Consider the following 26,537-nt stretch of genomic DNA (forward strand, 5'->3'; position numbering starts at 1 on the left):
TGAATATCGGTCGACGTTTGGAATTTCGAAATACTCAAAATCAGTCTAAGTGAAAAGTCTCTTCTTTGAGAGAGATTTTATTTTCTTTTCTGTAGTTTTCGTCGAAGATTTGGATCGGGATTTCGGCTCTGGATTCTTTTAGCCATTTGTGAAACGTATCTTCTTCCTTATCGCGATAGAGGATGTTCTGGATTCCTCCCCGAAGATTGTCCATCGGAGTTGGTCTTTTTCCTTCGATCTTTAAGATACAATAACGTTTTCTTTCGTCTCGGAATACGTCTGAAATGCCTCCGTTGGGAAGAGGGGCCGCGATGGTCGCTGTGATCTTACTGTATTTGTAAAGATCAAAGGAAGAAATCCATTCCACCATTCCTCTTCTGGATCGGAGAGTCGGATCGTTTCTGGGAGAACCCGCGATGAGAGCAAAAGAAGAAGGATCGGAAAGAACCGATTTTTTGATTTCGGAAACTTCCTTAAAGAGTTTGTTTTCTTCCTGTACGGAATCGTTGTCCGGAGCGATCGCGATGATTCTATAACGAATTTCGAATCCTACTTTGTCTTTGTTCTGATTATACCAGGTTCTGATTTCTTGTTCGTTCGGAGGAGGGACCGCGATCTTCAATTGAAGGAGTTGTCCCTTTTTGATCTGATACGGAAGTTCCGTAACCCAGAGTTCGAAAGGCATATTGGAAGAAGCTTCCATCGCTTTTTCGAATTGTTTACGAGTTGTGATTCCCATCACTTCCATTCTTTTTTCGATCTCCGCATCGACTCTTTGTTCGTTCACTTGAACGGATTCTTCTTCGGCGACCACGTCGACGATCGCGCGATCGATGAGAAAATCTATGATTCGAGTGCGAAGAGATTTTCGGAAGTCTTCGTGTTTGAGGTGTTTTTGAAGACGATTGTATTTTTCTCCGGCGTCATCCAGATCCAATTCGGAAATGGATACGGTGCCGACGGTCGCGATGACTCGGTTGAGAGATTCCGCGGTTTGGATCGGAGTTTGAAAAAACAAGGACACAAACATTCCCGCGACGAGAAAGGGTCTAGCGTATGTTTGTTTTGTCTTCATCCACGGTTCTCCAAGGGTAAGAATGCCTTTGATCTGTAAGATCCTCAGTTCTTTCCCTTGGTTCAACCGTTTTTCTAAGGCTTTTTAGTTCGTTCTAAACTTTCCTACGAGTTGCCCTAATTGTTCCGCCTGTCCGTGCATATTCCCAGAAAAAGAAGTGAGATCGTCCGCGCCCGCTGCGATTTCTTGAGTTCCATCGGAGATGCTTACGATCGTTTTTGTGATCTCATCCGTTGCGCGTTTTTGTTCGAGGACCGCTTCTTCGATTTGAATGCTGAAGGTCATGAGTTCGTTCGCGCTCTGAGAAATTTCTTTCGTATTCTCCTCTTGGTTTCGTACGGAAGAAAGAACGTTCTTTGCGTAACGATCAAATTCTTCCACTTGTTCTCTGAGTTTGCGAAGTACACTCGACGCTTCGGAAACTTTTGAGTTTCCGTTTAATACCGCGTTGTTCGTAGAATTGACTAAAGCGCCGATCTCTTGTACGCTCGTGGAAGTTTGAGAAGCGAGTTTTCCGATTTCTTCGGCGACGACCGCAAAACCTTTTCCCGCTTCTCCGGCCCTCGCCGCTTCGATGGCTGCGTTGAGCGCTAGCAAGTTTGTCTTCTCCGAGATCTCGGTAATGATGGAAAGAATTTCAGTGATCCGAGAAGCGCTTTCGCCGATGGCGCCCATCGCGCTTGTGGAAGCCGCCATCGCATTCTCACCTGTGACTCCTTGCTCCTTTGATTCCGCAGCTAAGCGTACCAAGTCCTGCATCTCGTTGTTGATGTTTGTGATCTGTTCCTTGAGACGAATCACGTTCCCGTCGATTTCTTTCATACTCGAAACGGCTTTCTCCATCGACTTACCGACGTTTTGCGCCGAAGCAGCGAGTTCTTCCACGGCCGCAGAAGATTCTTCCGCAGCGGAAGCTTGTGTTTGCGCGACATCGGAAAAACTTCTGGAAGAATCCGCCATCTTTTCGGAAGTACTTTTGAGTATCGTAGCCGATCCGCCGATTTCTCGAACCACTTTGAGAAGATTCTCCCGCATCTGATTCATGGATCCGAGCAGGGTTCCGATTTCATCGGATCGATGGTAGTCTTTCTCCGCGATCAGATTTCCTTTGGCGATCTCTTCGGAAAAACCGATGGCTTTGAGAAGACCGGAAGTAATCAATTTTTGGAATATAAAATTCAAACAGATCAAAACGGAAATCAAAATGAGAATCGCGGCCAGATAGCATTGTAAGACAATTTTTAGAATTTCGCTTTGATAGATAGAATCCGGAACGCTGACCTGCATTACCCAATTTCGTTTGTCCTTTCCTACGTGAAAGGGGAAGTAGTAGTGGGTGTGAGCATTCGAGTTGTAAGTATAATTTTTTCCTTCCTGAGAATGTTTGTTAAAAACTTCCATTTCTTTAGAATCCGGAATTTTCTTTCCGATCAAGCTCGGGTCTTTCCCGTTTACCGTATAAAGGCCGCTAGGCGAAATGAGAGTCATGTATCCTTGGTTCCGGAAAGGTTTCACTTCTCCGAACTTGGTCTGTAGCTCTTCGATTTTCAGATCGATCCCGCAGGCGCCGCGAAAGAATCCGTCCTTGCTGATCGGAGCTACGATCGAAATCATCATCACTTCCGTCGTGCCCGCTTTGTAAACATAAGGCTCTGAAACGTAGTAGGAATTATTCTTTTTGGGAATCTGATAATAATCTCCGGCTCCGTTCGTGTTATCATAATTTATGCTCGCTTCGACGTTCGCCTTCCCCTTTTGTCCCGATTGATAAACGTAGGGTATAAATCTTCCCGAAGAATCGTGAGCAAAGGAGTTTCTAAATTGAGCGTCCTTTCCGTCGTAGAGATTGGGTTCGTAGACAAGCCAAAGACCGAAGAAGACCGGATTTCTTTCGATCACTTCCTTCATCGATCCGATGATCTGATCTCGAGCCGGAGAAGTAAAGATGAGAGGGGAACGAAATCCTCTCGCGTAGAACATCGCAGAATCCAAAATATCTTTTACTTCGAGAGACCAGCGTTCGGAAGTAATCGCGGAGTTATTTTCAACTTCGGATTTTAAATTTTGATAGGAAGTGGTCGCATTGACCGCCGCCAAAATTGAAAAGCCGATAAACAATACGATTGATAAATAAAGAGAAATGCGAAATCGAATGCTCATATTTTGATCCCCTGCTTTCCATTCGGAAGAGTCATTCTATCGAGAAAGTAAAAGTCTTCAATTCAAATTGAGAAAAAGTTCAGCTTCTTTTGATTGGAATCATAAAATTCTACAGAGTATTATAATTCTGAGTTTTTCTAGATCGGGTTCAATTTTAGATTTTAAACTTTACTCCGTTCTAAATTTTCCGATCAGTTGACCGAGTTGTTCCGCTTGTCCGTGCATTTCTCCGGAAAAAGAAGTGAGGTCGTCCGCGCCCGCTGCGATTTCTTGGGTTCCATCGGAGATGCTTACGATCGTTTTTGTGATCTCATCCGTTGCGTGTTTTTGTTCGAGGACCGCTTCTTCGATTTGAATGCTGAAGGTCATGAGTTCGTTCGCGTTCTGAGAAATTTCTTTCGTATTCTCCTCTTGGTTTCTTACGGAAGAAAGAACGTTCTTTGCGTAACGATCAAATTCTTCCACTTGTTCTCTGAGTTTACGAAGAATGGCGGACGCTTCCGAAACTTTTGAGTTCCCGTTGAGAACCGCGTTGTTTGTAGAATTGACTAAACCGCCGATCTCTTGTACGCTCGTGGAAGTTTGAGAAGCGAGTTTTCCGATTTCTTCGGCGACGACCGCAAAACCTTTTCCCGCTTCTCCGGCTCTTGCCGCTTCGATGGCTGCGTTGAGCGCTAGCAAGTTTGTCTTCTCAGAGATCTCGGTGATGATGGAAAGAATTTCAGTGATCCGAGAAGCGCTTTCGCCGATGGCGCCCATCGCGCTTGTGGAAGCGATCATTGCGTTTTCGCCGGTGATTCCTTGCTCTTTGGATCGAGCCGCGAGTTGGACGAGCCCTTGCATTTCGTTATTGATGTTTACGATCTGTTCTTTAAGCCGATCCACGTTCCCGTCGATTTCTTTCATACTCGAGACGGCTTTCTCCATCGACTTACCGACGTTTTGCGCCGAGGCAGCGAGTTCTTCCACTGCCGCAGAAGATTCTTCCGCAGCCGAAGCTTGCGTTTGTGCGACATCGGAAAAACTTCTGGAAGAATCCGCCATCTTTTGAGAAGTACTTTTGAGTTTAGAAGCGGAGGCTCCGATTTCTCGAACCACTCGGAGAAGATTTTCCCGCATCTGATTCATGGATCCGAGCAAGGTTCCGATTTCGTCTTCTTTGTCGTGTTCCTTTTCCGCTAAAAGATTTCCCTTTGCGATTTCTTCGGAAAAACCGATCGCTTTGAGAAGTCCGGAAGTAATCAATTTTTGGAATATAAAATTCAGACTGAAAAGGACGACGATTAAGATCACAAGAGTCGAGATAAAACCTCGAATTAAAATTCCCGCGATATCGTCTCGATAAATAGAATCCGGAATGCTGACCTGCATGACCCAGAATCTTTTTTCTTTTCCGATATGAAACGGAAAGAGATAATGACTGTGACCGTGAGAATTAAAATTGAATTTTTTTCCTTCCTGACTTTTGACAAGATAAGAATCGAGTTCTTCTTTTTCGGGAATCAGCTTCCCTACTAAATTCTTATCAAGGCCGTTGATTGCGTAAATTCCTTTGGGCGAAATGAGAGCGACGTAACCTTGATTGCGAAACGGCTTTGTATCTCCGATGAGATTTTGTAATTCTTCTAATTGATAGTCTAAGCCCGCGGCTCCGTAGTATTTTCCATCGGTGCTAATGGGAACCACCAAGGAAATCATAAGAACGTTGATCTTTCCTTGTACTTCGTAATAATACGGATCGGTTGCCAATGGAGAATTTGATTTTTTCGGAATTTGATACCAGTCCCCGTCCGGACCGAGGTTGTCGTAGTTTTTCGCGGCTTCTAAGACGATTTCTTCTTTTGTTTTTCCACGATGAAGATAAGGAACAAATCTTCCGGTCGCGTCGTGCCCTTCGGTGTTTTTAAATTGAGAATCTCTTCCATCAAATCCGTTCGGCTCGTACGCAACCCAGGCTCCGTAGTAATTTTCATTTCGTTTTAATATTTCTTTGAGAGCGAAGATGACCTGACTTCTCGTAGGGGTCGCATACATAAGAGGAAAACGAAACCCTCGGATGAGAGCCATCGTTGTGTCTAGATGATCCTTCACTTCGAAAGTCCAGCGTTCCGCAGTAACATTCGAACTATTGACGACCTCCGTTTTCAGATTTTGATAAGCGGTATAAGAATTTGTTCCGGCCAAAACCGTAAAACCGACAAAAAGAACGATGGAAAGATAAAGAGAAATGCGAAAACGAATGCTCATAGCAAACTCCGAGTTGTTACTCAAGAAATGGAAAAGGGTAATTAAAAGAGGATCGGACGAAAAGCTCGAGCAAAATATTGCCAGATTATAAAAAATTCCTCATTCTATCGGAGAAGGGAAAAATCCTTTCTATGTCACATTCTAATTCTTCTCATAAGAGGATTGAGAAGAAGGATTTCATCTCAGATTTTAAAACGATAAAAGAATTCTGAATGTCGGAATTCCGGATCTCGCACTTTGTAGGAAACGTTTATCTTTTAGAAGCAGGAATCGCGGGAGTTCCCGCAAAATTTCTCCTTCCAAAGGAAAGGCAGAGGTCTTTTTCCGAGAATTCTTCCAATGATGGCTTCGCGATACGAGGGAAGAAAAATAGGAGTTCCCCCTTTTCTAAATTTTACAAACAAACTTACAACGTGGAAAAGAAAGACTGGAATCCGAAAAAGTTTACATCGTAAGAAGAGTGTTGGGTCGAATCGGTGGGAAAGTTAGATTCTCCCCGGATTCTTAAAAACCCGGGGTTAAAAAAAGAAACTTAGCTGGAAAGACCGAAGACGTCGTGAATCTTATTGATCGCGATCTTTGCTTGGTCTTCCGGAATCACACAGGAAATTTTGATTTCGGAAGTGGAAATCATTTCGATGTTGATTCCATTGTCCGCGAGCGCCTTAAACATTCCAGCCGCAACTCCGACGTGAGATTTCATTCCGACTCCGACCGCGGAAACGATCGCGATACTTTCGTTGATCTCCGGTTCTTTTGCACCCTGTGCTTTCGAGAACGATTGAAGAATCGGCTTCGCTTCCAAAACGTCCTTTTTTGGAATCGTAAAGGAGATCGTATTGATTCCATTATGCGGAGAGGACTGAACGATCATATCGACAAGAATATGTTTCGTGCTCAATTCTCCAAAAAGTCCCGCCGCTAAACCGGGTTTGTCCGGAACTCCGGCGATCGTGATTCTCGCTTGATCGCTTTTTGCGGTGACTCCGCTGACTTTTAATTTTTCCATAATTTTATCCTCGCTCACCACAAGTGTTCCCGGGTTATCATTGAAGCTGGAACGGACGTGGATTACAACGTCGTAATTCATTCCCAACTCGACGCTTCTGGAATGAAGAACACCCGCGCCTAAACTTGCAAGTTCGAGCATCTCTTCGTAAGTGATCTGCTTATGCTTTTTTGCGTTAGGAACCACTCTCGGATCGGCGGTGTAAACTCCGTCCACGTCGGTATAAATTTCACATTCTTTTGCGCCAAGGACGGCGGCTATCGCGACTGCGGAAGTATCGGATCCGCCTCTTCCCAGAGTCGTTATATTCTCATCCGCGTCGATTCCTTGAAATCCCGCGATGATGACGACCTTTCCTTCTTCGAAAGCCGCATCGATACGAGAACGATCGATCATCTTGATCTTCGCGTTTGAAAAATTTCCGTCCGTAAGAAGTTTGATCTGAGAACCCGTAAAAGAAGTTGCGGGAACTCCAATCTCCCAGAGGGCCATGGCGAGAAGGGCCGTTGAAATTTGTTCTCCCGTAGAAAGGAGCATGTCCATTTCACGTTTCGGAGGATTCTTAGAAATTTTACCCGCGAGTTCGACGAGTTCGTCCGTCGTATGTCCCATTGCGGAAACAACGACCGCGACTTGTTGACCCTTGTCATGATAGGATTTGATTCTTCTTGCAACGTTCTGGATTCTTTCCGGGGTTCCCACGGAAGTTCCGCCGTATTTCTGAACGATGATATTTGCCATAACCTGAGGGTCATATTTTTCTTTTCGGGCGGGGGATCAAGAGAATTCGATTTTGATTCTCCGATTTTGGAAAGAGGGTTTCGTTCTCAGGGAAAGACTCAAAACTGACGAAAGTTTTATCAACACCGGGGAAGAACGAAGTTTGAAATATTTCCCATTTTACGTTCAAAGAAGAAAACATGTTTAGCATCCTTGATTGGTCCATTCTTTCGATTTATCTCCTTTTTGCATTCGGCGCGGGGGTTCTTCTTTCACCCAAGGCCGGTAAAAGTCTGGTTTCTTATTTCGTAGCCGACCGCAAACTTCCCTGGTGGTGGCTCGGGACATCGATGGTTGCCACAACTTTCGCTGCTGATACTCCTCTCGTGATCACCGGTTTTGTCGCGGCGGATGGAATCTCCGCGAATTGGTTTTGGTGGAGCTGGGCGATCGGTTATATGGCAATGACCGTTTTCTTTGCGGGAAAATGGAGAAGAATGGAAGTTCTCACCGACGTAGAGTTCGTCGAACTTCGTTACGGCGGAAAACCCGCGATGATCTTAAGAATGGTCAAAGCGTTCTATTTGAGTATATTAGTAAATTCGATTGTACTCGGATGGGTTTTTAAGGCGATGTCCAAGATCACGGGACCGTTTTTGGATTGGAATGAACTTCTCGGTCCTGAAAATTTTTCTACGATTCAAAGTTTATGGCCTTCGTTTTTAGTATTCGATTCTTTGAATAATACGATCACGGTTTTGATTCTTTTTCTTGTAGTCGTGATCTACAGTAGCATGGGCGGGATCCAAGGTGTGATTCTTACGGACCTCGTGCAATTTGCTCTGGGAATGGGAGGAGCGATTCTATTCGCGGTCTACGCGGTTTCGAGTCAGGGCGGAATTTCCGGTCTTCTTTTGAAGATGGAGGAAGTATATCCCGACAAACACGAATCGATTTTAAGTTTTTGGCCGGACTTTCAAGACGCGTCCTTACCGTTTACTGTTTTTCTAATATTCATAGGAGTTCAGTGGTGGGCTCAATACTATTCGGACGGTTCCGGATATTTGGCGCAAAGAATTCATACGGCGAAGAATCCGGAAGAGGCCGAAAAAGGATCGCTCTGGTTTAACATTGCAAACTTTATCATTCGAACCTGGCCTTGGGTTTTGACTGCGCTCGTAACGTTAGTCGTCTTTCCTCTTCACGATCCTACTCGTTATTTTGCGGAAGGACAAATCGTTGGAAACGATCGAGAGATGGGTTATCCCGTTTTGATGAAACTAATTTTACCCACGGGGGTTTTGGGGATCGTCTTTGCGAGTTTGATGGCGGCTTTTATGTCGACCGCGGACACTCATATCAACTGGGGAGCGAGTTATCTCGTAAACGATTTCTATCTTCGTTTTATTCATCCTTCTGCGAGTGATAAGACATTGGTGAGAGTGAGCCGGATTGCGGTAGTCCTCATGTCCATCATCGCGATCTTGGTCGCAACTCAGATTCAATCCATCGCAAGCGCTTGGAAATTTTTGCTCGCCTTCGCTTCGGGAATGGGATTGCCTCAGATTCTAAGATGGGTTTGGTGGAGGGCGAATGCGTGGACGGAACTTTCCGGAATGATAACCGCTTTGATTCTATCCATGATTCTTTATCCGGTCTATCCGGAAGTAAGATCCGAATATCTTCTTTTCTGGGTGGCGATGGGTTCGGTCGTCGTATCGATCGTCGTAACATTGCTTACACCTCCGGTTCCCAAGGAAACGTTAGACGCCTTTATAGAAAGAGTGAATCCTTTCGGATTCTGGCAGGGAAAAGAGAGCGAAGTAAGACTGAACGAATTTAAGAGCCGAATTTATCTATGGATCTTGGGAACATCGGCTCTCTTTTTCGGAATGTTTTCTCTTGGATACTTTCTTCTTTTACAACCTTGGCAGGGGTTGATTTCTCTGATCGGATTTGTTTCTTTGGGAAGTTTGTATTGGAAAAAGGGATTTAGTAAGAATTAAGAATCGAAATTGCGGGAGTTCCCACATTTGGCTTTATAGAAGTTGGATTTTTAGGAGTTCCTACAAAAATTTTTCCAAACATTTCACTCAAAGCCGAATTTGAAGTTCGATCGAAAGTGGGTTATCACGCCGATCTTCTTTTCAAAAGATCCGATTTTTTACGGACGTAAATTGTCTTATCGACTTTGGCGACAACGTCGCCGTTCTTTTCTTGGATCAAAATGTTGAGATTGAAAAGAGTTTTTTTCTTTTGTTCGCATTCTCCCGTAATTTTATTTAAAACTTCAGGAGGAATTTTGAATTCCGCAAAAACGTCTTGAGAAGTCGCCTTAATGTATTCGATCGAACCGTTGACATCCCAGAGGATATAATTTTCTCCTAAATTTTCTTTGAGCATGAGAAGAGGAATCGGATCGACAAAGGCATAGAGCGCACCTCCGAAGTGTGTGCCCATCAAACCCCTTGTATTACGATTGAATGGAAGTTTTACCTTCATCTCTCTGAGATCTTCCGTGAATTGAAGGATTCTTCCCCCGCATCTCCAGTAAATCGGGCATTTCAAAAACATCTTCCATTGGTAGAGTAGAAGTTTCCATGAAGAGTTATCTATCATTTTGAGCACCGTTAATAGTTTTATATAAAACTATTAACGGTGCATGTCAATTTAAAATTCGTCTTCGTAAGGGTTCGGCGAAAGTTTGAAAAACAAAGGATTCTTCCCATTTGCTGTTAAGAATGAAATTTATTTTTTGTCAATGTTTTGCAGAGCGAGTCATTTGGTCCGACAAACTTTGCAGCGTTCAAAAAATTCTTGAAAAAGAACTTCCGTTGGTCCGGTCCGGAGAGAATAACGTTTCCTTCTTTTTTGAATTCAAGTTTCGAACTCGGGTTTGAATCGGATTTTAGGATGCTTCGATCTTATTTTTTGGTCCAAGACATTCAAAATTCAAGACCCACTTGTTTACTTTTGAAAATTACTCTTTCCCGAAAGACTTCAACCGCCCGAGGAATTGGTTTTGAAAGATAATTATAGATTGAAAAACAAGTCCCAGTTTGTTTTTTGAAGTTTCCGGCAGAGAAATGAAAATAATTGCAAGACTTACGATCGATCGATTCTCTTTTCTTTCAAAGCCCGTCCTCTCATCCGGAAAATTTTTCCCAGCTCGTCTTTTTCTTCGCGGAATTTCGTATCGACGTTTCTACGTGTTTCTTTGTTTTTTTGGATTCTCACTGAATTCTCTTTTTGCCGAAAAGCCCTTACAAGTCGAAGTTGTGATCACGGAAGAATCCGGAAACAACGCAGTCGCAAATACTCCAGTCGTATTTCAAGAAATCGGAAAGTATCTGATTACGAACGGAGACGGGGTCGTAAAGGCTTCTTTCCCGGCTCCAGGAACTTACAATCTAAGAATTATGACTTCGGAGAGGGTTTTTAAAAAGAGCATAACGGTAGAATACGACGGTCAGAAAAAATACCTTTTTATTCGAAAGCCGGTTTCCGGAGAAATCAACGTATATGGAGATAAGGATCTGGAATCTCTTTCTCGATATACTCTTCAACAAGAAGAGATTCGCAGGCTTCCCGGAGCGCAAAACGACGCTCTCAAAGCGATTCAAACTCTTCCGGGGATCGTAGCAGTCCCTCCGATCGGACTTTCCTCTTCTTCGTTTAACAATCTTGTTAATAGCGTCGGAAATTCGAATCCTTATTCGAACAGTGAAAGGGGTTTTCTCGTGATGCGCGGAGGAGGGGCTCTCGCCAACGGTTATTATCTCGACGGTTTCCCGATGTCTTATCCGTATCACCTCGGAGATCAGTCTTCCGTATTAAATAATAATATTATAAAGTCGTTTAATATTTATTCCGGCGCTTTCCCGGTTCAATTCGGTTTTGCCACGGGCGGAATCATCGATATCAGAACCCCCGACGCGGTTGCGAAAACATTCTCCATCGTAAACCTGAATACGTTTCTTTCGGACGTTTATCATCAGAACAAAATCGCCGATAACCTTTTTGCGATCGTCTCCGCAAGAAAATCTTATCCGAACGTCGCTCTTTTAAAACTCTATCCGGACGGAATTCCTCCCGACGCGAAATACGCCGACTACGAAGACTATCAAGCGAAGTTTAACTGGAAGCCGGGAAACAATCATACGTTTAACGTTTTGCTTTTCGGGGCCAAGGACAAACAACAATATACCAAGGCTCAGGATAATTTTGAAAACAGCAAGAAGGACGTCTTCGGCGCTTCCACGATTCAATCCATCGCTTCGGGGCGGCCTCCCGTAGGTTTAGAAAGATTGTTTCGAACTTCCGGTTTTCGATATTCTTATAATAATAAGTCTTGGTTTGAAACTTCTATTTCCGTTTCTAATAATTACTTTCGAGAGAATTTCGATGTGGATTTTAAAAATCCCCTCACCGCAGAACAGATCTTCGGTCTTTCCAACGTAACTACGCAGAATATAAATTTTGTGGAAAACAATACGCGGATTACTCTTTTAGAAAGATATCTAACGTTCCGATTCGGAGGACAACTTCGAGAGAAGACGATCGAACTTCAAGGAGAAGATATCAAATCGTCCAACGCTACTTTCTTGGATTTTTTCAACAGTCTCTTGGATTCTAATCGTCAGTTCAGGGCTCTCATCGAAGGAGATCAGATTCATACGAGAGAGATCGCAGGTTTTGCGGAATTGGAATTTAAGATCGGAGGATTCAGCGTTCTTCCGGGATATCGCCACGACTACTACGATAAGGCTCACGAAAAAAGGGACGCGTTTCGAGGCAGAGCGGAATACGAAATTCTTAAAACCGGAACCAAATTTTTAGCGGGAACCGGAGAACACTACAACGCCCCGCTTCAAATCGAACAATTCTCATCTCGTTCCGGAAACCCGAATTTGAAGATGGAACATTCGATTCATTCTTCGGTAGGGATCGAACAAAGAGTGACTTCCGATTATTTAATCAAGGTGGAAGGATTTCACAATCAGTATTCCAATCTTGTCACTCCGGACGCTTACATCCAAGATCCGTATCAACCTAACAACGAAAAACGAGACATCGTCAATCATCCGGACGACGTAAATAAGAATCCTTTGATCGTACGAAACATGAATTATTCGAATTCAAGAGACGGATTCTCTCGAGGTGTGGAAATTTTCTTAAAAGCAAATCAAGGTTCGCACCGAAGATTTTTCGGTTGGATTTCTTATACGAATTCCATTTCGAAAAGAAACAATCACCAACCGCAACTCACGGACGACGAAGAAAAAGATCGGACCAAGAACAATAGAAACCGTAAACTTCAGTATCAACTTCACGAAGGCGGAAATTATCTCAACTACTACGACGACGGAAAGTTCGAACTTCTCGTGGATAACGATAAACTTCTTCTCTACGATTACGATAGAACACATATTTTGAATATAGTCGTTGCTTGGAAGATCGGTCAAGACTGGCAGATCGGAAGCAAATATACCTATCTTACAAATGTTCCGATCACTCCCATCGTGGGATCCGATAAAGCGGCGGGAATCGCATCGACTGGGATCAATCTCTACAATCCAAAATATTCGGATTATTACAATTCAGGAAGATGGCCCGACTTTCATCAGCTCGATATTCGGATCGACCGTTTTATGAACTATCAGTGGGGATACGTGAATACGTATTTAGAATTTATCAACTTCTTTGGAAATCGAAACCAGATCAGCGAATCTTATAATAATTTCGGACAGTTTACTCGTATGTCTTCCACAAATCCTCTGACCGGAATTACAACCCCGAGCAATCCATCTCCGATCTACAACTCGAACTACATCGAATCGACCGCGTTCGGCGGAAAGGTGAAATACTATCCTCTGATCAGCATCGGAATGCAGATCAAATTCTAAATTCCGAAAAATAAAAAAAATCGGGTTTGGAAGGGGAGCGCAAGGGTTTTTAGAAACTTTCACATTTTAGAATATTCTAAAAATAAAATATATCTGAAACGCTCGAAACCGATCACCAAGTCGCGGAAAAGGCGCCTCTTAGATCTCCGATTTTGTATCCCGTCGCTTGGTCCTTCGGATAGAGTTCAGAAATCTTTTTCGCAACTGCCGGGCTGATATCTTTAGGACCGCCGTGACATTTGAGGCAGGTTGGATTTTCCAGAATGATCGGTTTTAGAATTTTTACCTGATTGTTCTCACTGAGGATGACAGTGTAAGGAGACATTCCCGTTTTCATGGCCTCGGCCCATTCTTTAAAAATACGGGCTTCCCATTCTTCCGGTTGGTGATCCGGTTTTCTCGGTTTTTCCGAAACTCTTCGAACTTTGAGCATTGGAAATTCTTCTTTTATTTCCTTTTCTTTCTGAGGAGAGATCGTTTTGCAAACTTCGAGTGCGGCTACAACTCCTTGTTTCTGAATCGTGGTCTGTAGATTTTTTTGCAGATCTACTTGAAAGTCGCCTATGAGTTTGAGAAGAATTTCCTTTTTCTCTTGGTTCTGGCCGCGATCGCAGACGATAAAGAATTGCACAAAGAGAAAGAATGCAAGAGCTCTTGCGAGGAGATTTTTTCCGAAGAGAAATTGCCGAAGATTTTTTTTAGAATCCATTGAAAACGAGTCCATTTGTCTATTCTAAGCAAGAGAATCGTTTCTGAAAAGAAATTTACCTTCTTCTTTCCGAACGAATTCATCTGTGAAAAGGATGGACAGAATGTCTTTTTTTTGATTTCTGGAAAGTATCATCCTGAATCAACCTCGTTTGATTCCAGTCATCAAAAAGCAAATCTTAGGGGATAGAAGCATGTCCGGACATTCGAAATGGGCGACGATCAAGCGTAAGAAAGACGCGATCGATTCAAAACGCGGAGCCATATTTACTAGAGTAGGAAAAGAAATCACAGTCGCAGCAAGAATGGGTGGAGGAGATCCGGAAGGAAATCCAAGACTCAGACTCGCGGTGCTGAAGGCCAAGTCAGTGAACATGCCCAAAGACAATATAGAAAGGGCAATCAAAAAAGGAACGGGAGATTTAGAAGGTGTTACATACGAAGAATGCCTCTATGAATGTTTCGGACCGGGCGGAATCGCGATCATGGTTTCCGCTGTTACCGATAAAAAGTCTAGAACGACACCGGAAGTCAAAAGTATTCTTACCAAATTGGGAGGTTCTCTCGCAACTTCCGGTTCGGTGAGCAGGCTCTTTGAAAAAAAGGGAATCATCGTATTAGAATCTTCGCAAGTAACTGAAGACGAACTCGTAGATCTCGCAGCCGGCGCCGGAGCGGAAGACGTGGTCAATGAAGGCGAAGTCTTTCGCGTCATCACTTCTCCGGACGACTACGAAGCGGTGATGCACGTTCTGAACGAGAAAGGACTCAAATCGGAAGAATCAGAAATTCGTTATATAGCTCTGGTGAGTTCCGAAATCGAGGATAAAGAGACCGCTGAAAAAGTAATGAAGCTGATCGATCAGTTGGACGGTCACGACGACGTAACTTCCGTCACTTCCAATTTCGAACTCGCTCCTTCTCTCGAAAAAGAATTTGAATGATTCTTTTTTGAATTCCAAGATTCTTCTCTTTCTTATTCTTGAAGGAAGAGAAGAATCGAACGCCTTCCTCAAAAAATCAAACACACTTTCGGAAAACATACAGTGAGAATTATAGGAATCGATCCCGGTTCGCATCGAGCCGGTTATGCGGTTTTGGAAAAAGCTTCCTCTAAAATTCGGATCTTGACTTACGGTACCGTTGAGGTTCCGCCGAGAACCCCGAGTCCGGAGAATCTTCTTCTTTTAAAAAAAGGGCTCAACGAAGTGTTGGAAGAATTTAGTCCGACGATCGCGTCGGTTGAAGAAATGTTTTTCGCAAAGAATAAAAAGACAGCTTCCCGAGTTTTCGAGTCGAGGGGAGTTCTTTTGATCACATTAGCGGAAAAGAATATTCAAATTTTAGAACCTACCGTTTCTCAGATCAAAAAAGGAACGACCGGGAGCGGAACCGCTGATAAAAAGCAGATCCGTCACGCGCTCAAACTTCTTTTGAATATCGATCTCTTAAAAGGCCACGACGATTCTTGGGACGCGGTCGCCGCCGCATACGTGGGACTTTCTATGAGTTCCAGTCCGTTGTTTCGAATTTCAAGATAGAAAAACGAAAATTTTATTTCTGCCTTTTGTAGGAGTTCCTACAAGGCGTTTTTTACTTGCAAAAAGTAGAATTCTCTGATATAGAAAAGTCTCCCGAGTTTTCCCGCCAACCCGCCTCCACCACCCAAAATCAGGGTGGGGCGCGCGAGCTTTCACGGATGATTGTCGTACTTCCGACAAATTTATCTTGAGATTCGAACTACCTTTGCGGTTAAGGAAATGCGCGGAGATGAGTTGCACGTCGAAAGGCAAAACAAAAAACCGAATAAAAAAATCCTTAAAATTCGAACGATGTTTCAGCCTGATCTTCAATCAATGAATTTCGGATCCTTCAAAAGGAAGTTTTGTTTTTTCGACATCTAACAAAGGCCCTAACTCATAGATATTTGTATAACCATAGACCTTCAAGGAAACAAAGGTGGAGAGATTCAAAGAAGCGCCCGGGCTTTTAGCGGCAAAGGCTTGCGGACTGCCTTCAAAGTTATTATTGCAATAGATCAAAATCTTCGTATCAAAATTCGGAATGATCTGGGCGAGGGATTCTTTTGTAAACTCCGTAAAGGGAAGATTGATCGCTCCTTGGATATGTCTGAGCTTGTATCTGGATTCGCTCCGCGCGTCTAAAAGGATTACGTCTTTTTCGGAGATCATCTTTAAAAATTCTTCTTCCGTAAGACGTTTTGTCTCTCTTTCTTGCGCAGAAGAATTTACAGTCTTCTGAAATTTATCATAATCAATCAGGCGATTTGGGATCTTGTTCTGGTTGTTCAATATACGTTTTCCTTTTCCGGTGATGATACTACTACAACAAACCAATAGAAGAAGAATCACGATATTTTTCATAAAAAAGCTCCTTGAATCTGTTCAAATTTTTAAACTTTCAAAATTCTTTGTCAATTCTGTTTTGAAAAAGAGTTTCAAAGAAAAGGCGCTCAAAAATGGTAATTTTAAAGGAACAAAAGCACATAACGTTATGAATGAAAATTCAATCCAAGGTTTTGTAAAATCGAAAGAATGGAACTTGCAATACATCATAGAAGGACAAGGACCGGATGTGTTTGTAATCGGAAGCGCACTCTATTACGATCGAACTTTTTCGAAAGAGATTCGAAAACATTGTAGAATGATCTTTGTCGATCATAGGGGTTACGCCGGTGGAAGTTCGTCTACAAAGAAGGAAGATTTTTCTTTGGATATCATTCTGGAAGATATGGAACTCGTTCGCAATGAACTTGGTTTAGGAAAGATCATTTTGGTCGGCCATTCCGGGCACGGTTACATGGCTCTGGAATATGCGAAAAAATATCCGCAGAACGTAAGTCATTTGATTTTGATGTGTCTGACTCCGGATTTATCCAAAAAAAGTCACGAACTCATCCAATCTCATTTTCAAGAGACCGCGTCCGAAGATCGTAAGAAATATTTCGAAAAGAGGATGTCCAAGCTAACCGAAGCAATCGCAAAAGACCCGAAGAATGCATTCAGAATATTTAATATATTTTCCGGAGCAAAGAGCTGGTTTGATTTCAAATACGATTCCGATAAACTCTGGGAAGGTATCGAAGTCAATACTGCTATGTTTGATCACGTTTGGGGGGAAGTCTTTCGCGACATCGATATCAAGATCGACCTGGAAAAGATTAAGATCCCCGTTTACCTCGCCTTGGGAAGATATGATTATCTGATGCCACCCGCATATCTTTGGGATCCGATTCTTCCCCTTTTCGCCGATCTGAAGATTCAATTTTTTGAAAAGAGCGGACACACTCCTCAGTTGGAAGAACCGGAAGAGTTTGATTCAGCCGTTTTATCTTGGTTGAAAGAAAAGAAGGCGCTTTGAAATTTTATGAAAAGTCTCGATTGAAAAGATTGCCTATAGAAAATTTAAGGGAATGATTTCTTACGGCGACTCCGATGCAGATTTGAAAAATTTTGTCTTTAAAAAAAAGGGGCTTTCGTAGGAGTTCCTACAAAGATTCTTACCGTAAAAGTTGCTTGAAGCGGACTTTAAGTCCGAAAGGAAGTAGAATTCGGCGCGACATTTACGAACTAAGATTTGCCGAAAACCAATCTTTCTGAGAAGAATCCACCTTTTGTTCCTGAGTGACTTTTTTTGCGATCTTCTCCTGGGCGCGGTGGATCGAAGCGTTGATCATCGGATGAGAGATCGCCTCGTTGTTGATTCGGAGCTTTTTCATCACATCGACGATATTTTCACCGCCGAAGATTTTAAACAATGGCTCGTCTAACGATGAAAAGACGGTTACTTCTTTGAGCTGAAGTTTCAGGAAAACATCCTGTTCTTTTTTTCGAAGCGGGTAGTGTTCTCCAAAAATGAGAAATCGATCTTGAATGTCGGCGAATGAAATTTCATTCGCATAAGCGATGTTTGGCGGTCTTTCGTGTTGGTCGAGGGCGGATTGAAATTCTTGAAAGGATTCTTCAAACCAAAAGAGAAAGAGGTAGGATGTATTTTTGCGAAGGAGTCGTCGGCATCTTTCAAATTTCGCTTCGCGAGAAATCCATACCTGGTCGTTTACCGGGACGGAAGGTTCTTTCGATTTAAAAAAGTCGAACATTCTAAAACGAAGATGAAGCTAAATTATTAAGAAGCAAGAACGAATTTTCTTCCCGGCTTAAATCCTCTCTTTAGAATCGATCACCATTCTTAAATTTGCATCTAAGAATTTTAGAATGGGAACTGGGAAAAAGAGAAATATTTTCTTTCATTCGCGAGGGATCTCCGTAAGAATTCGATTCTTCGGAGAACCGATTACGAATTCATCTGATGAAGAATCTGTAAACCTCTGAGAGTCAAAAGAGGATCGATGCTGTCAAAGATTCCCGGATGTGCGGCGTCGATCACCGTGACGAGTCCGCCCGTTCCGATGACGCGATAATCTTGACCTTTGTCTCGCTTGATTTCGCGAATGATTCCTTCCAAAAGTCCGATCCAACCAAAAAAGAAACCCGCTTGAATCGATTCAATCGTAGAATCCCCTAAGATTTTTTCGGGAGATTGAAAAACGATAGGAGGAAGTTGAGACGTATTTTTTGTGAGTGCGTCCATGGAAACCTTGAGGCCGGGTGCTATCACTCCGCCCAGATATTCCGGTTTGTCGCTTACGACACAAAACGTAGTGGCCGTTCCTAAATCGATGATGATGGATTTTCCGGGATTGTCGACGACTGCGGCCGCTGCGTTGACCAAACGATCGGCTCCGATTTCGTAAGGCCTTGGATAAGAAATCGTAAAAGGAAGTTTCATCTGGTAGTTCACGTGAACTGCATCAATCTTAAACCAATCTTGAAACATTCTATCTAAGATTGGATTGAGAGTGGGGACGACACTCGAGTAGATTCCACCGGTAATTTTTTCGTTCTCGATTTTAAATTCCCGTAAAAATCCTCGGAAGAACAATCCGAGTTCGTCCGAGGTTCTGTCTTTTCGAGTTACGGTTCTTTTGTGAAAAAGAGGAGAGGTCTTTCCGTTTTCAAAGATTCCGAAGACCGTGTTTGTGTTTCCGACGTCGACAACTAAGAGCATTTTAGTTTAGAGAATGGAAATCGTCCGGACTGTCAATGAAATCCAGACGGGTTCCCGACGGAGTTTTTAGAATTAGGGAACCGTTTTCTCCCAGACCTTCTAAAATCGCCGTTTGAGGACTTCCGTTCTCCGTGTAACCGATCAATTGTCCTTTCCAAAGAAGGAGTTCGTTTAATAAAATCAGTTCCTTTTTTCTTCCTTCCGCGTCCTTCCAGAGAAGAATCGCTTCGTTCAAAGTCGGAATGAGCTTTTCTAAAATTTCACTTTTTTTCCCGGCCCTATCCGGGTTCGTATTGAGAAAGCCGGCATCGGTAAGGTGAGAAGGAATCATATCTTTGTTTCCATAGAGATTGACTCCGATTCCGATTATAAGAGTTACAGTAGAGCCGATGACCTCGGATTCTATTAGAATTCCTGCAACCTTTTTGTTGCCGAGATAAAGATCGTTAGGCCATTTGATTTTCAGTTCTCTTGCTAATTCAGGATATATGGAAAGAATCGCTTTGCAGACCGCGGTTCCGATAAAAAGAGAAAGCCCAGGGCCTCCGTCAAAGTTTTCCAGGCCGATCTTTCCGGAAAAGATCAAGGATTCTTCTCCTAAAACCTCCCACTTTCGTTCGCGTCTTCCTCGCCCCTCGGTTTGTTCTTCGGCAACGATCCAAGTTCCGTGCGGGAACTCTTCACTTTTGATGAGAGAATTTGTTGAAGTGACCGAATTTAAAAAGATCCCGTTTTCTCGTTGAAGGAATACATTTGGCATGGCCGATAAAATGATTCCGCTTATGGAATTCGCAAGAAGAAAAAAGAAGGCTTGAAAGCCGTATTATAAAACGAGGGAGGACTTAAAAGGGCAATGGAAGCGGGGATTTTCCGCCGTTTTTTTCTTTTTTGCCTTTGCGAATCCCTTGAATCACCTAACAAAGGAAAGGAATTTTTTGCTCTCTGTTGCTCTTGTAGAATTTTTAGGCATTTTTATAAATTAATATTGTTTTCTATAATTTTAATTGACACACATTTTGTTCTTCTTACCAATTTTGAAATATGAAATTTAGCTCACATAAGCAACTAACGTTTTTTCTTTCGCTTGTCTTCATTCTTTCTATCTCCATTTTTCAATGCAAGCCGGAAGAGAAGAATGATGATTCCGCACTTTTACTTCTTCTCGGAGCGGGGGCGATCACGACCGGCGCCGGGGGAACCACGACGGAGACGAAGTTACGAGTCTTTGTTACAGCGGCTTCCTTTGATGGCAACTTAGGCGGAGTGAACGGTGCGGATACAAAGTGCGCGGCCGACGCAAACAAACCCTCGACTGGAACTTATAAAGCATTTATCACAGGGAACTCGGGTGCAAACGGTGTGCGTTATGCCTGTTTGAATGATGTGACGAATTGTCCAACGAACCCTGGGGCTGGAACGAAGAACTGGGTTCTTCAGGCGAGCACGAGCTATTATCGAGTCGACCAAAGCACGAAAGTGTTTACTACAAGTGCACTCGGTTTGATCGGCACAGTTCATACTTCAATTCAAGTTAGTGCTGCTTCGTATTGGACTGGGTTTGTAACCACTGTTACCGATTGGTCGGCGACTCCGGGCGCTGCGGTTTGCGATCTATCTGCGACAACAGCATGGACTGATAACCAAGGGACAAATTCTGGTGCGGTTGGTGATGCTGCTTCTGCTGCCCTTGCCTCCATCAAGGCATTGAACACTCAGAATTGCGGCAGCACAAAAAAACTTCTCTGCGTAGAGCAGTAGTTTTTATTTTTTAAAATCGCTCCGCTCTGGGGGAAGTTCCTTTTCTACGAATGTAAAGAGGAATGGAACAAGGGCGATTTTTGTAGGAACTCCTACATTGGAACTTTTTACTTGCAAAATTAAGATTTTGTGATATTGGAAAGTTTCCCGAGTTTTTCCCGCCACCGCTCCCCTCCACCCAAGATCAGGGTGGGGCGCGCGACTTTCACAGAAAAATCGTCGGAGTTCCGACAGATTCATCGTGAGAATCAAGTAAACCCCTCTATCTAAATTTGCTCGAATAAATTTGGAAGAACGGACATGATCCCATAAAAAAAGCCCCGATCGCTCGGGGCTTTTTTGTTCTTTCGTTTCCGAAAGGACTTCGACAAAGACTTGAGTAGTTTATAAAATTCTAAACTAATATCAACCTTTGTATCTTTCAATCAGCATGGATCCAGCGATTCCACCGTGAGCACACGCTGTGATCACAACTTTATTCGCAGACGGATCTTCTTTCAAGTCCATGATCGCGTTTGCGATCAAACGGATTCCAGTCGCTCCAAAAGGGTGACCGATCGCGATGGATCCTCCGTTCGGATTGATCTTCTTAGCGTCGAAAGATTTTTCCCAATCCCAACCGGTGTCCATTTTGATTTGTTCCAGAGCTCCAACCGCAGTAGCAGCGAATGCTTCATGGATTTCTACGTAGTCGATGTCTTGGATTTTAAGACCGACATCCGCGAGAAGGGCTTCGGTAGCCGCAGCTTGTCCGATTCCCATGTTGTTTGGATGAACTCCTTTCATGCTCCAACCGGAAACAACCGCTTCGATGGTAAGACCGAGTTCTTTCGCTTTTTCAACGGTGGTAACGATTACGCCTGCGGCTCCATCGGAACGAGGGCTTGCGTTGAAGATGGAAACGGTAGGGCCGTGGGATTTTTTCAAATCTTTAGCGTATTTCGTTTTGAATTCTTCAAATTTCATTCCAGGATTATCAAACATCAACATCGCGCGTCCCATACGAGTTGGGTTTTCCACTAAACCTTCACGGAGTCCGACCGCTTCGTCCATCGCGAGTTCGTTTCCGTCTTCGTCTTTCATAGGAATGATATAAGGAGCGTATCTTCCAGCTTTAGAAGCTTCTAATGCTCTTTTGAAAGATTCGAAAGCGAGTTTATCTTGGATTTCACGAGAAAGTCCGTAGTTTTGCGCTACGATCTCTGCTGTAACTTGCATACCGTAAGAAGTTTCCCCGTCGCCGAGTCCGTCTTCCAGAGTGTCTCTCAGTTCCACGCCTTCAGGAAGATTGTCCGGAAGAAGTTTTTTCAACTTATCCAGAGATCCCGCTTTTTTGTTTAAACGAGCGTTCTTAACGATAAAAGGCATAGAAGTTTGAGATTCTTCGCCGATCGCGAGGAACACTTCGCCTTCACCTAAAACGATTCTACGAGCCGCTTCCGCAACCGCTTCCATTCCGGAAACACAGTTGTTTGCAACGGTGATACAAGCGATCTCGTCTCTCATTCCAACGAGGTTCGCGATCACTCTTGCAGAGTTAGGCGCGTTACTAAATCCTTCTCCAACAACAACTCCGTCGATTTGAGACGGTTTCAGTTTGCTTTTAGCGAGAATATCTTCTGCGACTATTTTTCCCAGGTGGTGTCCTGGGTATGGTCCGAGGGCTTTCGCGATCTGAGCAAAAGGAGTTCTTCTTGGTGTACAAATAGCCAATGGCTTTGCTAATTTCATTTTCTTTCTCCAGACTTCAAATTCTTAATCAATCAATCCTATATTCATTTTTGAGAATATTCATAATTCTCAACATAATCCCCCACCAACTTTTGGAATTCTTCGGGAGCTTTTCTCGGTCTCGATTTCGAGACGGAAACGACCAACTGTTCGTCCTGAACCGCGAAGTAGCGTAAACCAGTTTCCACATCCGTAACTTCGTGTCTCATATAGCTCCGAATCTTTTCAAAAGAATGGATCCAAGTGCTTACCCGAACTTTTCTTCCCGCGGGGACGGGATGGAAGAATCTAAAAACTCCTCCCATAAAAAACATCGTAGTATCCATTTCCACAAAACGATCCAAGGTCAGACCGGTTTCCGTGGAAAAAAACCATCGAGAATCCTCGATGATTCTCCAGAGATACGCGGGGTTATATTCCCCGAAAATATTTCTCTCGCTGAAGAGAGTTATGAGTTCCGTATCTACCGTTTTGCATGTCCCTTTAAAATCAGGGATCTCTTGAAACTGATCAAAGCCGGAAATTTCCGATTTCTCTCCCGGAAGTAGATCGATCGCCTTTCCGTCTTTTTCGGAAATGGTAAGAGTTTTGATCTCGGCCGCAGGAGTTCCGGAATCCGAATAAACTTTTTGATCCCAGAAGATTTTTCCGTCTTTCAGAGGAAACGCTTTCGTTTCCGTTCTGAGATTGGCTCCTTCCATTTGTTGAGCTAAGAATCGAATCTGAGATTCGAGAGGATGGATCGCAATCCCTTGAGACAAGATCTCGCGCAAAGAAAAACCGTTTTTTTCCAAGGTCCGAAATCTGCCTTCAAGACAGAAATTTTCATAAGTCCGGCTGGTCACGTGTCTCTGAGTGTCCAGGTCGGAAATGCGAGTCACGAGTTGAATTTCATCAGTGATCATTTCGTCCCTCCCTTTTTCTTTGTCGGAGAATCTGGCCCTATTTCGCGACCCGTAGGGAGCGAAATTGCATTCACCCCAGCGTGCCTTTTGGGAGAATCTGACCCTAGTTTAGACCGGCCTAAATTTTGATCAAACAAAAAAATACAGAACGTTCGTTCTGTTTTTTTATAGAAGGCTTTTCAAATTCGTTGACAAGAGTTTTTTCGGGTGGGAAGATAGTTATGTAAGAATCTCGGAATAATACCTTTAAACATGAAAGCTCAATCGCGCAAAAAGAAAGAATCGGGAATCGGAGTTCGGGAAAGAATCTTAGATACTGCGACTTCTCTTTTTTACAAACAGGGTTTTTCCAATACCGGAATGAGACAGATAATTCAAGAGTCCAATTCCGTAGCCGCAAGTCTCTACGACCATTATCCATCCAAAAAAGAATTGGGTTTGGCCTATCTATCCCGTCAGGAAGAAAAAACTCTCAGCGATCTTCAGGGATTGATGGATCGTTATCCGGACCTCGCAGAATTCTTAAGAGCCTGGGTGATCTTAAAAGAAAAACAAATTCGACACGGTGAATTCTTCGGTTGTCCTTTTGCTGGTTTTGCAAGTCAGGTCATGGACGCGGATCCGGAATATACCGAATTCTTAAAAGACATAGTCACCAAGTGGACTAGAATGATAAGCGACTATCTGCAAAAGGCGATCGGTTCGGGTCAGCTCAAACGAAGCATGGATATCCAATACGTCGCGAGAAGAATGCTGATGGCTTATCACGGTTCGGTGACGATGTGGAGAATGACCTTGGAACTTCGATATATCCGCGAAATGGAAGATTCTCTCCGAGAAATCGTGGAAGAATACAGAATTCTTTAAAGAATTTTGAATTCTATTTTTAGTCGGAATCCATTCCAATCAGTAACCAGTCCAAGAATCAGAACGAATCTTTATATATGGAAAAGAAGATTTTACTAACGCTCGTTTCTGTGTTATTGATATTCGCAAATTGCAACCCCGTAGACGGAGACGATAAGGCAAAGAAGAAAGGAGGAAAGATGAAATACGAAGTAAACAAATCGGAAGATGAATGGAAAAAAGAACTCACTCCTGAACAATATAAAATTCTAAGACAAAAGGGAACCGAGATGGCCTTTACCGGAGCCCTTTATAAGAATCACGATAAAGGAACCTATCTCTGCGCCGCTTGCGGATCCGCTCTCTTCTCATCGGAAACAAAATACGAATCCGGATCCGGATGGCCTTCTTTTTACCAACCTACAAAAGAAGAAGCCGTTGAAAAAGAAACCGATTCGAGTCATGGAATGACAAGAACCGAAGTTGTCTGTGCTAAATGCGGAGGACATCTTGGACACGTATTTACGGACGGACCAAGACCAACCGGTCTCAGGTATTGTATCAATTCCGCTTCTTTAAAGTTTAAGAAAGAATAAGGATTTTCAAATTTCCGGGAAGGGTTCCCTACCCGGAAAAATTCCCGCTCCCGTTTTTTGATTTTCAGCCGTGGTGAAGGGTAAAATAATACCTAAAACCGGAATCCACTCATGAATGATCATCTCGCTTACGTATCCGACAATCGCTCCGTTCGCAATCCTATCCTTCAATTCTTAGCAGAGAAATGGTATACGATTCTTTATCTTTGGCACGCCGTAATAGGAATTTTTATCGGACTCGAAGATTCTCCCGAAGGAGATAAACGTCCTGTAGTTTTAGTTTCCGGATTTTTAGGAAGAACTCTTTCTTGGGAACCGATGCTCAAACATCTTTCTGCGAACGGACATCCCGTTTATACGATTCCTCTCGGTTTTCAAATGGGGAACATCCGAAGAAAGAGTCAAATCTTAGAAGATTACCTCGTTCAGAAAGACATCAAGGATTGTTATATCGTAGGTCACTCGATGGGAGGCCTGATCGCATCGGGTCTTACCTATAAAGGAAGAGATCGAGTAAAAAAAATCTTTATCGCAGGAACTCCCGTTCACGGAACTTATCTCGCTTACCTTGCGCCGATTTTTATCTGCACATGGCAAATGATGCCCGGTTCTAAGTTCATCCAAGAAGCCGTAGAAATTTTTGAGAAGTTGCCTAACGTGCAATCCGTTTTTACAAAAAAAGATCAGATCATCATTCCTTCGGAAAATTCTCGCCTTGGACATTTTGACGACGTGGAACTTCCGGAAGCCGGACATCTCAATTTGTTTATGGGGCCCCTTGGAATCGAATGCCTCTTTGATCTCATTACGGCGGAAGAGAATAAGGATCCAAAACCCGTTAAAAAGAAATTAGAATCTTTGAAACCAGAACCGGAAACTCGAACTTCCGCGAGCGATAAGAAAACAAAAGGAACCTCGAAAAAGAAAACGGTTTCGAAAAAAGCCGCTCCTAAAAAGCCCGTTGCTAAGAAGAAGTCTGCGGTTAAGAAAAAGAAGAGATAAGGTTAACCTTTTTTTTCAGTGCGGGGTCGCCGACATGGATCCATTCTGATTCGAAAAGAAAATACGGTATAAAAGCAAAGACTCAAGTAGAATGGAACAGGCTTTGAAACTTCCCATTCTTTCTGATTCAGTTTGAATAAAACAAAGAATCCGGAAAGTCTAAAAGATAGAATTCTTTCCTAAATTCTTACCCGCCGTCAAATCCCTCAAAAAATAAAAAAGCCGCCTTAGAAGTTTTCACTCCAAAAGGCGGCTTAAAAGATATTTAAAAATTATAAATTTCTAAATTAGAATCTGTCGTTTTTAGGTTTTGCAACGTTAACTTTTAAGTTACGAGCAAGAACGTTTTTTCCGTCCAGATCTTTGATTGCTTTGTCAGCTTCGTCTTTGTTCGGCATTTCAACGAAAGCAAATCCTTTTGATTTTCCGGAATACTGATCAGTAATGATCTTAACAGAATTAACTGCTCCGTGTGCTCCGAAAAGTTCGTTTAACTTTCCTTCAGTGATGTCGTAAGATAGGTTTCCTACATAAATGTTAACAGACATATTTTTCCTCGTGTCGTTATGAATTAGATCAAGTTATCTTGATTTAAAAACAGCATTTTCCCGGTATGTTGGGAGGTAGAAAAATTTTAGAGATGCAGGACTTAAAAAGAAGAGCAAACTTTAAGATAGGACTACGTTCAGAAGTTAGAAAATCGATTGAATAACTGGAGTTCTTTGTCCATACTATCGGCAGAATTTTCTTTGGCAATACTAATTTCTTAAACTTTAATATTTGTTA

The 26,537-nt window shown here is 43.0% G+C and carries 22 protein-coding genes and 1 pseudogene; 9 read left to right on the forward strand and 14 right to left on the reverse strand.

Translation table 11 applies throughout. The features are described from left to right. Nucleotides 1-40: 40 nt before the first annotated feature. From A0128_RS03170 to A0128_RS03190, 4 genes are all read right to left on the reverse strand, one after another. A complete protein-coding gene (locus A0128_RS03170; protein ID WP_069609075.1) occupies nucleotides 41-1,075 on the reverse strand; it encodes a putative peptidyl-prolyl cis-trans isomerase in 1,035 nt (344 codons plus the stop codon). A gap of 84 nt (nucleotides 1,076-1,159) precedes the next feature. Beyond that, entirely contained in the window at nucleotides 1,160-3,235 is a 2,076-nt protein-coding gene (locus A0128_RS03175) for a methyl-accepting chemotaxis protein (RefSeq protein ID WP_069606199.1), read from the reverse strand. 168 nt (nucleotides 3,236-3,403) lie between these two features. After that, entirely contained in the window at nucleotides 3,404-5,482 is a 2,079-nt protein-coding gene (locus tag A0128_RS03180; RefSeq protein ID WP_069606200.1) for a methyl-accepting chemotaxis protein, read from the reverse strand. 532 nt (nucleotides 5,483-6,014) lie between these two features. Then, the gene (locus A0128_RS03190) at nucleotides 6,015-7,232 is read right to left on the reverse strand and encodes an aspartate kinase (RefSeq protein WP_069606202.1); all 1,218 of its coding nucleotides are present in this window, start codon (nucleotides 7,230-7,232) and stop codon (nucleotides 6,015-6,017) included. Nucleotides 7,233-7,411: 179 nt separating this feature from the next. On the opposite strand from A0128_RS03190, the gene A0128_RS03195 reads away from it, so the two are divergent. Beyond that, nucleotides 7,412-9,217, forward strand: coding sequence for a sodium:solute symporter family protein (locus tag A0128_RS03195; protein ID WP_069606203.1), 1,806 nt, complete (start codon nucleotides 7,412-7,414; stop codon nucleotides 9,215-9,217). Between the two features lie 124 nt (nucleotides 9,218-9,341). On the opposite strand, the gene A0128_RS03200 is transcribed toward A0128_RS03195, so the two are convergent. Then, nucleotides 9,342-9,830 carry a PaaI family thioesterase gene (locus A0128_RS03200; RefSeq protein WP_069606204.1) on the reverse strand — a complete coding sequence of 163 codons (489 nt, stop codon included), beginning with the start codon at nucleotides 9,828-9,830 and terminating at the stop codon, nucleotides 9,342-9,344. Between the two features lie 467 nt (nucleotides 9,831-10,297). On the opposite strand from A0128_RS03200, the gene A0128_RS03210 reads away from it, so the two are divergent. Further along, entirely contained in the window at nucleotides 10,298-13,117 is a 2,820-nt protein-coding gene (locus tag A0128_RS03210) for a TonB-dependent receptor plug domain-containing protein (protein ID WP_069609076.1), read from the forward strand. Nucleotides 13,118-13,229: 112 nt separating this feature from the next. Here the strand turns inward: A0128_RS03210 and A0128_RS03215 are convergent, their stop codons facing one another. After that, nucleotides 13,230-13,841 (reverse strand): Tll0287-like domain-containing protein, encoded by a 612-nt coding sequence (locus tag A0128_RS03215; RefSeq protein ID WP_069606206.1) that lies wholly within the window; start codon nucleotides 13,839-13,841, stop codon nucleotides 13,230-13,232. A gap of 178 nt (nucleotides 13,842-14,019) precedes the next feature. Here A0128_RS03215 and A0128_RS03220 point away from each other — a divergent pair, with 178 nt between their 5' ends. Together A0128_RS03220 and A0128_RS03225 are read left to right on the forward strand one after the other, a co-directional pair. Further along, nucleotides 14,020-14,769: a YebC/PmpR family DNA-binding transcriptional regulator gene (locus tag A0128_RS03220; RefSeq protein WP_069606207.1), complete on the forward strand. Its 750-nt coding sequence runs from the start codon at nucleotides 14,020-14,022 to the stop codon at nucleotides 14,767-14,769. Nucleotides 14,770-14,871: 102 nt separating this feature from the next. After that, a complete protein-coding gene (locus A0128_RS03225; protein WP_069606208.1) occupies nucleotides 14,872-15,366 on the forward strand; it encodes a crossover junction endodeoxyribonuclease RuvC in 495 nt (164 codons plus the stop codon). Nucleotides 15,367-15,678: 312 nt separating this feature from the next. On the opposite strand, the gene A0128_RS03235 is transcribed toward A0128_RS03225, so the two are convergent. Then, the gene (locus A0128_RS03235) at nucleotides 15,679-16,209 is read right to left on the reverse strand and encodes a rhodanese-like domain-containing protein (RefSeq protein WP_069606210.1); all 531 of its coding nucleotides are present in this window, start codon (nucleotides 16,207-16,209) and stop codon (nucleotides 15,679-15,681) included. Between the two features lie 130 nt (nucleotides 16,210-16,339). Here A0128_RS03235 and A0128_RS03240 point away from each other — a divergent pair, with 130 nt between their 5' ends. Further along, nucleotides 16,340-17,206, forward strand: coding sequence for an alpha/beta fold hydrolase (locus tag A0128_RS03240; RefSeq protein ID WP_069609077.1), 867 nt, complete (start codon nucleotides 16,340-16,342; stop codon nucleotides 17,204-17,206). Nucleotides 17,207-17,408: 202 nt separating this feature from the next. Here the strand turns inward: A0128_RS03240 and A0128_RS03245 are convergent, their stop codons facing one another. The 3 genes from A0128_RS03245 to A0128_RS03255 form a co-directional block, all read right to left on the reverse strand. Then, nucleotides 17,409-17,945, reverse strand: a complete 537-nt coding sequence (locus A0128_RS03245) for a hypothetical protein (protein ID WP_069606211.1) — start codon at nucleotides 17,943-17,945, stop codon at nucleotides 17,409-17,411. Between the two features lie 194 nt (nucleotides 17,946-18,139). After that, nucleotides 18,140-18,913, reverse strand: a complete 774-nt coding sequence (locus A0128_RS03250) for a type III pantothenate kinase (protein WP_069606212.1) — start codon at nucleotides 18,911-18,913, stop codon at nucleotides 18,140-18,142. 1 nt (nucleotide 18,914) lies between these two features. Further along, entirely contained in the window at nucleotides 18,915-19,673 is a 759-nt protein-coding gene (locus tag A0128_RS03255; RefSeq protein WP_069606213.1) for a biotin--[acetyl-CoA-carboxylase] ligase, read from the reverse strand. Nucleotides 19,674-19,954: 281 nt separating this feature from the next. Here A0128_RS03255 and A0128_RS03260 point away from each other — a divergent pair, with 281 nt between their 5' ends. After that, the gene (locus A0128_RS03260; RefSeq protein ID WP_069606214.1) at nucleotides 19,955-20,671 is read left to right on the forward strand and encodes a DUF1554 domain-containing protein; all 717 of its coding nucleotides are present in this window, start codon (nucleotides 19,955-19,957) and stop codon (nucleotides 20,669-20,671) included. Between the two features lie 405 nt (nucleotides 20,672-21,076). Here A0128_RS03260 and A0128_RS03265 read toward each other — a convergent pair whose 3' ends face one another. Together A0128_RS03265 and A0128_RS03270 are read right to left on the reverse strand one after the other, a co-directional pair. Further along, nucleotides 21,077-22,402: a thiolase family protein gene (locus tag A0128_RS03265; RefSeq protein ID WP_069606215.1), complete on the reverse strand. Its 1,326-nt coding sequence runs from the start codon at nucleotides 22,400-22,402 to the stop codon at nucleotides 21,077-21,079. A gap of 44 nt (nucleotides 22,403-22,446) precedes the next feature. Next, nucleotides 22,447-23,307 (reverse strand): acyl-CoA thioesterase, encoded by an 861-nt coding sequence (locus A0128_RS03270; protein ID WP_069606216.1) that lies wholly within the window; start codon nucleotides 23,305-23,307, stop codon nucleotides 22,447-22,449. Nucleotides 23,308-23,559: 252 nt separating this feature from the next. Here A0128_RS03270 and A0128_RS03275 point away from each other — a divergent pair, with 252 nt between their 5' ends. The 3 genes from A0128_RS03275 (at nucleotide 23,560) to A0128_RS03285 (ending at nucleotide 25,751) form a co-directional block, all read left to right on the forward strand. Further along, complete coding sequence (locus A0128_RS03275; RefSeq protein ID WP_069606217.1) at nucleotides 23,560-24,174, forward strand: TetR/AcrR family transcriptional regulator; 615 nt, start codon at nucleotides 23,560-23,562, stop codon at nucleotides 24,172-24,174. Between the two features lie 179 nt (nucleotides 24,175-24,353). Then, the gene (msrB, locus tag A0128_RS03280; RefSeq protein WP_177343069.1) at nucleotides 24,354-24,749 is read left to right on the forward strand and encodes a peptide-methionine (R)-S-oxide reductase MsrB; all 396 of its coding nucleotides are present in this window, start codon (nucleotides 24,354-24,356) and stop codon (nucleotides 24,747-24,749) included. A 111-nt stretch (nucleotides 24,750-24,860) separates the two neighbouring features. Continuing rightward, nucleotides 24,861-25,751 carry an esterase/lipase family protein gene (locus A0128_RS03285; protein WP_069606219.1) on the forward strand — a complete coding sequence of 297 codons (891 nt, stop codon included), beginning with the start codon at nucleotides 24,861-24,863 and terminating at the stop codon, nucleotides 25,749-25,751. Between the two features lie 287 nt (nucleotides 25,752-26,038). On the opposite strand, the gene A0128_RS03290 is transcribed toward A0128_RS03285, so the two are convergent. Both A0128_RS03290 and A0128_RS22320 read right to left on the reverse strand, forming a co-directional pair. Beyond that, the gene (locus A0128_RS03290; protein ID WP_069606220.1) at nucleotides 26,039-26,299 is read right to left on the reverse strand and encodes an RNA-binding regulator; all 261 of its coding nucleotides are present in this window, start codon (nucleotides 26,297-26,299) and stop codon (nucleotides 26,039-26,041) included. 33 nt (nucleotides 26,300-26,332) lie between these two features. Next, nucleotides 26,333-26,513, reverse strand: a pseudogene (locus A0128_RS22320) (hypothetical protein); the annotation flags it as partial. Nucleotides 26,514-26,537 lie beyond the last annotated feature (24 nt).

The organism is Leptospira tipperaryensis (assembly GCF_001729245.1).
Taxonomy (GTDB): Bacteria; Spirochaetota; Leptospiria; order Leptospirales; family Leptospiraceae; genus Leptospira; species Leptospira tipperaryensis.

Bases quoted from the DNA above. Each gene is read 5' to 3' on its own strand.
- A0128_RS03265 (WP_069606215.1), bottom strand. From the start codon at position 22,402: ATGAAATTAGCAAAGCCATTGGCTATTTGTACACCAAGAAGAACTCCT.
- msrB (WP_177343069.1), top strand. From the start codon at position 24,354: ATGAAATACGAAGTAAACAAATCGGAAGATGAATGGAAAAAAGAACTC.
- A0128_RS03235 (WP_069606210.1), bottom strand. From the start codon at position 16,209: ATGAAAAATATCGTGATTCTTCTTCTATTGGTTTGTTGTAGTAGTATC.
- A0128_RS03195 (WP_069606203.1), top strand. From the start codon at position 7,412: ATGTTTAGCATCCTTGATTGGTCCATTCTTTCGATTTATCTCCTTTTT.
- A0128_RS03255 (WP_069606213.1), bottom strand. From the start codon at position 19,673: ATGCCAAATGTATTCCTTCAACGAGAAAACGGGATCTTTTTAAATTCG.
- A0128_RS03260 (WP_069606214.1), top strand. From the start codon at position 19,955: ATGAAATTTAGCTCACATAAGCAACTAACGTTTTTTCTTTCGCTTGTC.
- A0128_RS03275 (WP_069606217.1), top strand. From the start codon at position 23,560: ATGAAAGCTCAATCGCGCAAAAAGAAAGAATCGGGAATCGGAGTTCGG.
- A0128_RS03245 (WP_069606211.1), bottom strand. From the start codon at position 17,945: ATGTTCGACTTTTTTAAATCGAAAGAACCTTCCGTCCCGGTAAACGAC.
- A0128_RS03220 (WP_069606207.1), top strand. From the start codon at position 14,020: ATGTCCGGACATTCGAAATGGGCGACGATCAAGCGTAAGAAAGACGCG.
- A0128_RS03190 (WP_069606202.1), bottom strand. From the start codon at position 7,232: ATGGCAAATATCATCGTTCAGAAATACGGCGGAACTTCCGTGGGAACC.
- A0128_RS03200 (WP_069606204.1), bottom strand. From the start codon at position 9,830: ATGATAGATAACTCTTCATGGAAACTTCTACTCTACCAATGGAAGATG.
- A0128_RS03180 (WP_069606200.1), bottom strand. From the start codon at position 5,482: ATGAGCATTCGTTTTCGCATTTCTCTTTATCTTTCCATCGTTCTTTTT.
- A0128_RS03240 (WP_069609077.1), top strand. From the start codon at position 16,340: ATGAATGAAAATTCAATCCAAGGTTTTGTAAAATCGAAAGAATGGAAC.
- A0128_RS03175 (WP_069606199.1), bottom strand. From the start codon at position 3,235: ATGAGCATTCGATTTCGCATTTCTCTTTATTTATCAATCGTATTGTTT.
- A0128_RS03290 (WP_069606220.1), bottom strand. From the start codon at position 26,299: ATGTCTGTTAACATTTATGTAGGAAACCTATCTTACGACATCACTGAA.
- A0128_RS03250 (WP_069606212.1), bottom strand. From the start codon at position 18,913: ATGCTCTTAGTTGTCGACGTCGGAAACACAAACACGGTCTTCGGAATC.
- A0128_RS03285 (WP_069606219.1), top strand. From the start codon at position 24,861: ATGAATGATCATCTCGCTTACGTATCCGACAATCGCTCCGTTCGCAAT.
- A0128_RS03270 (WP_069606216.1), bottom strand. From the start codon at position 23,307: ATGATCACTGATGAAATTCAACTCGTGACTCGCATTTCCGACCTGGAC.
- A0128_RS03170 (WP_069609075.1), bottom strand. From the start codon at position 1,075: ATGAAGACAAAACAAACATACGCTAGACCCTTTCTCGTCGCGGGAATG.
- A0128_RS03215 (WP_069606206.1), bottom strand. From the start codon at position 13,841: ATGGACTCGTTTTCAATGGATTCTAAAAAAAATCTTCGGCAATTTCTC.
- A0128_RS03210 (WP_069609076.1), top strand. From the start codon at position 10,298: ATGAAAATAATTGCAAGACTTACGATCGATCGATTCTCTTTTCTTTCA.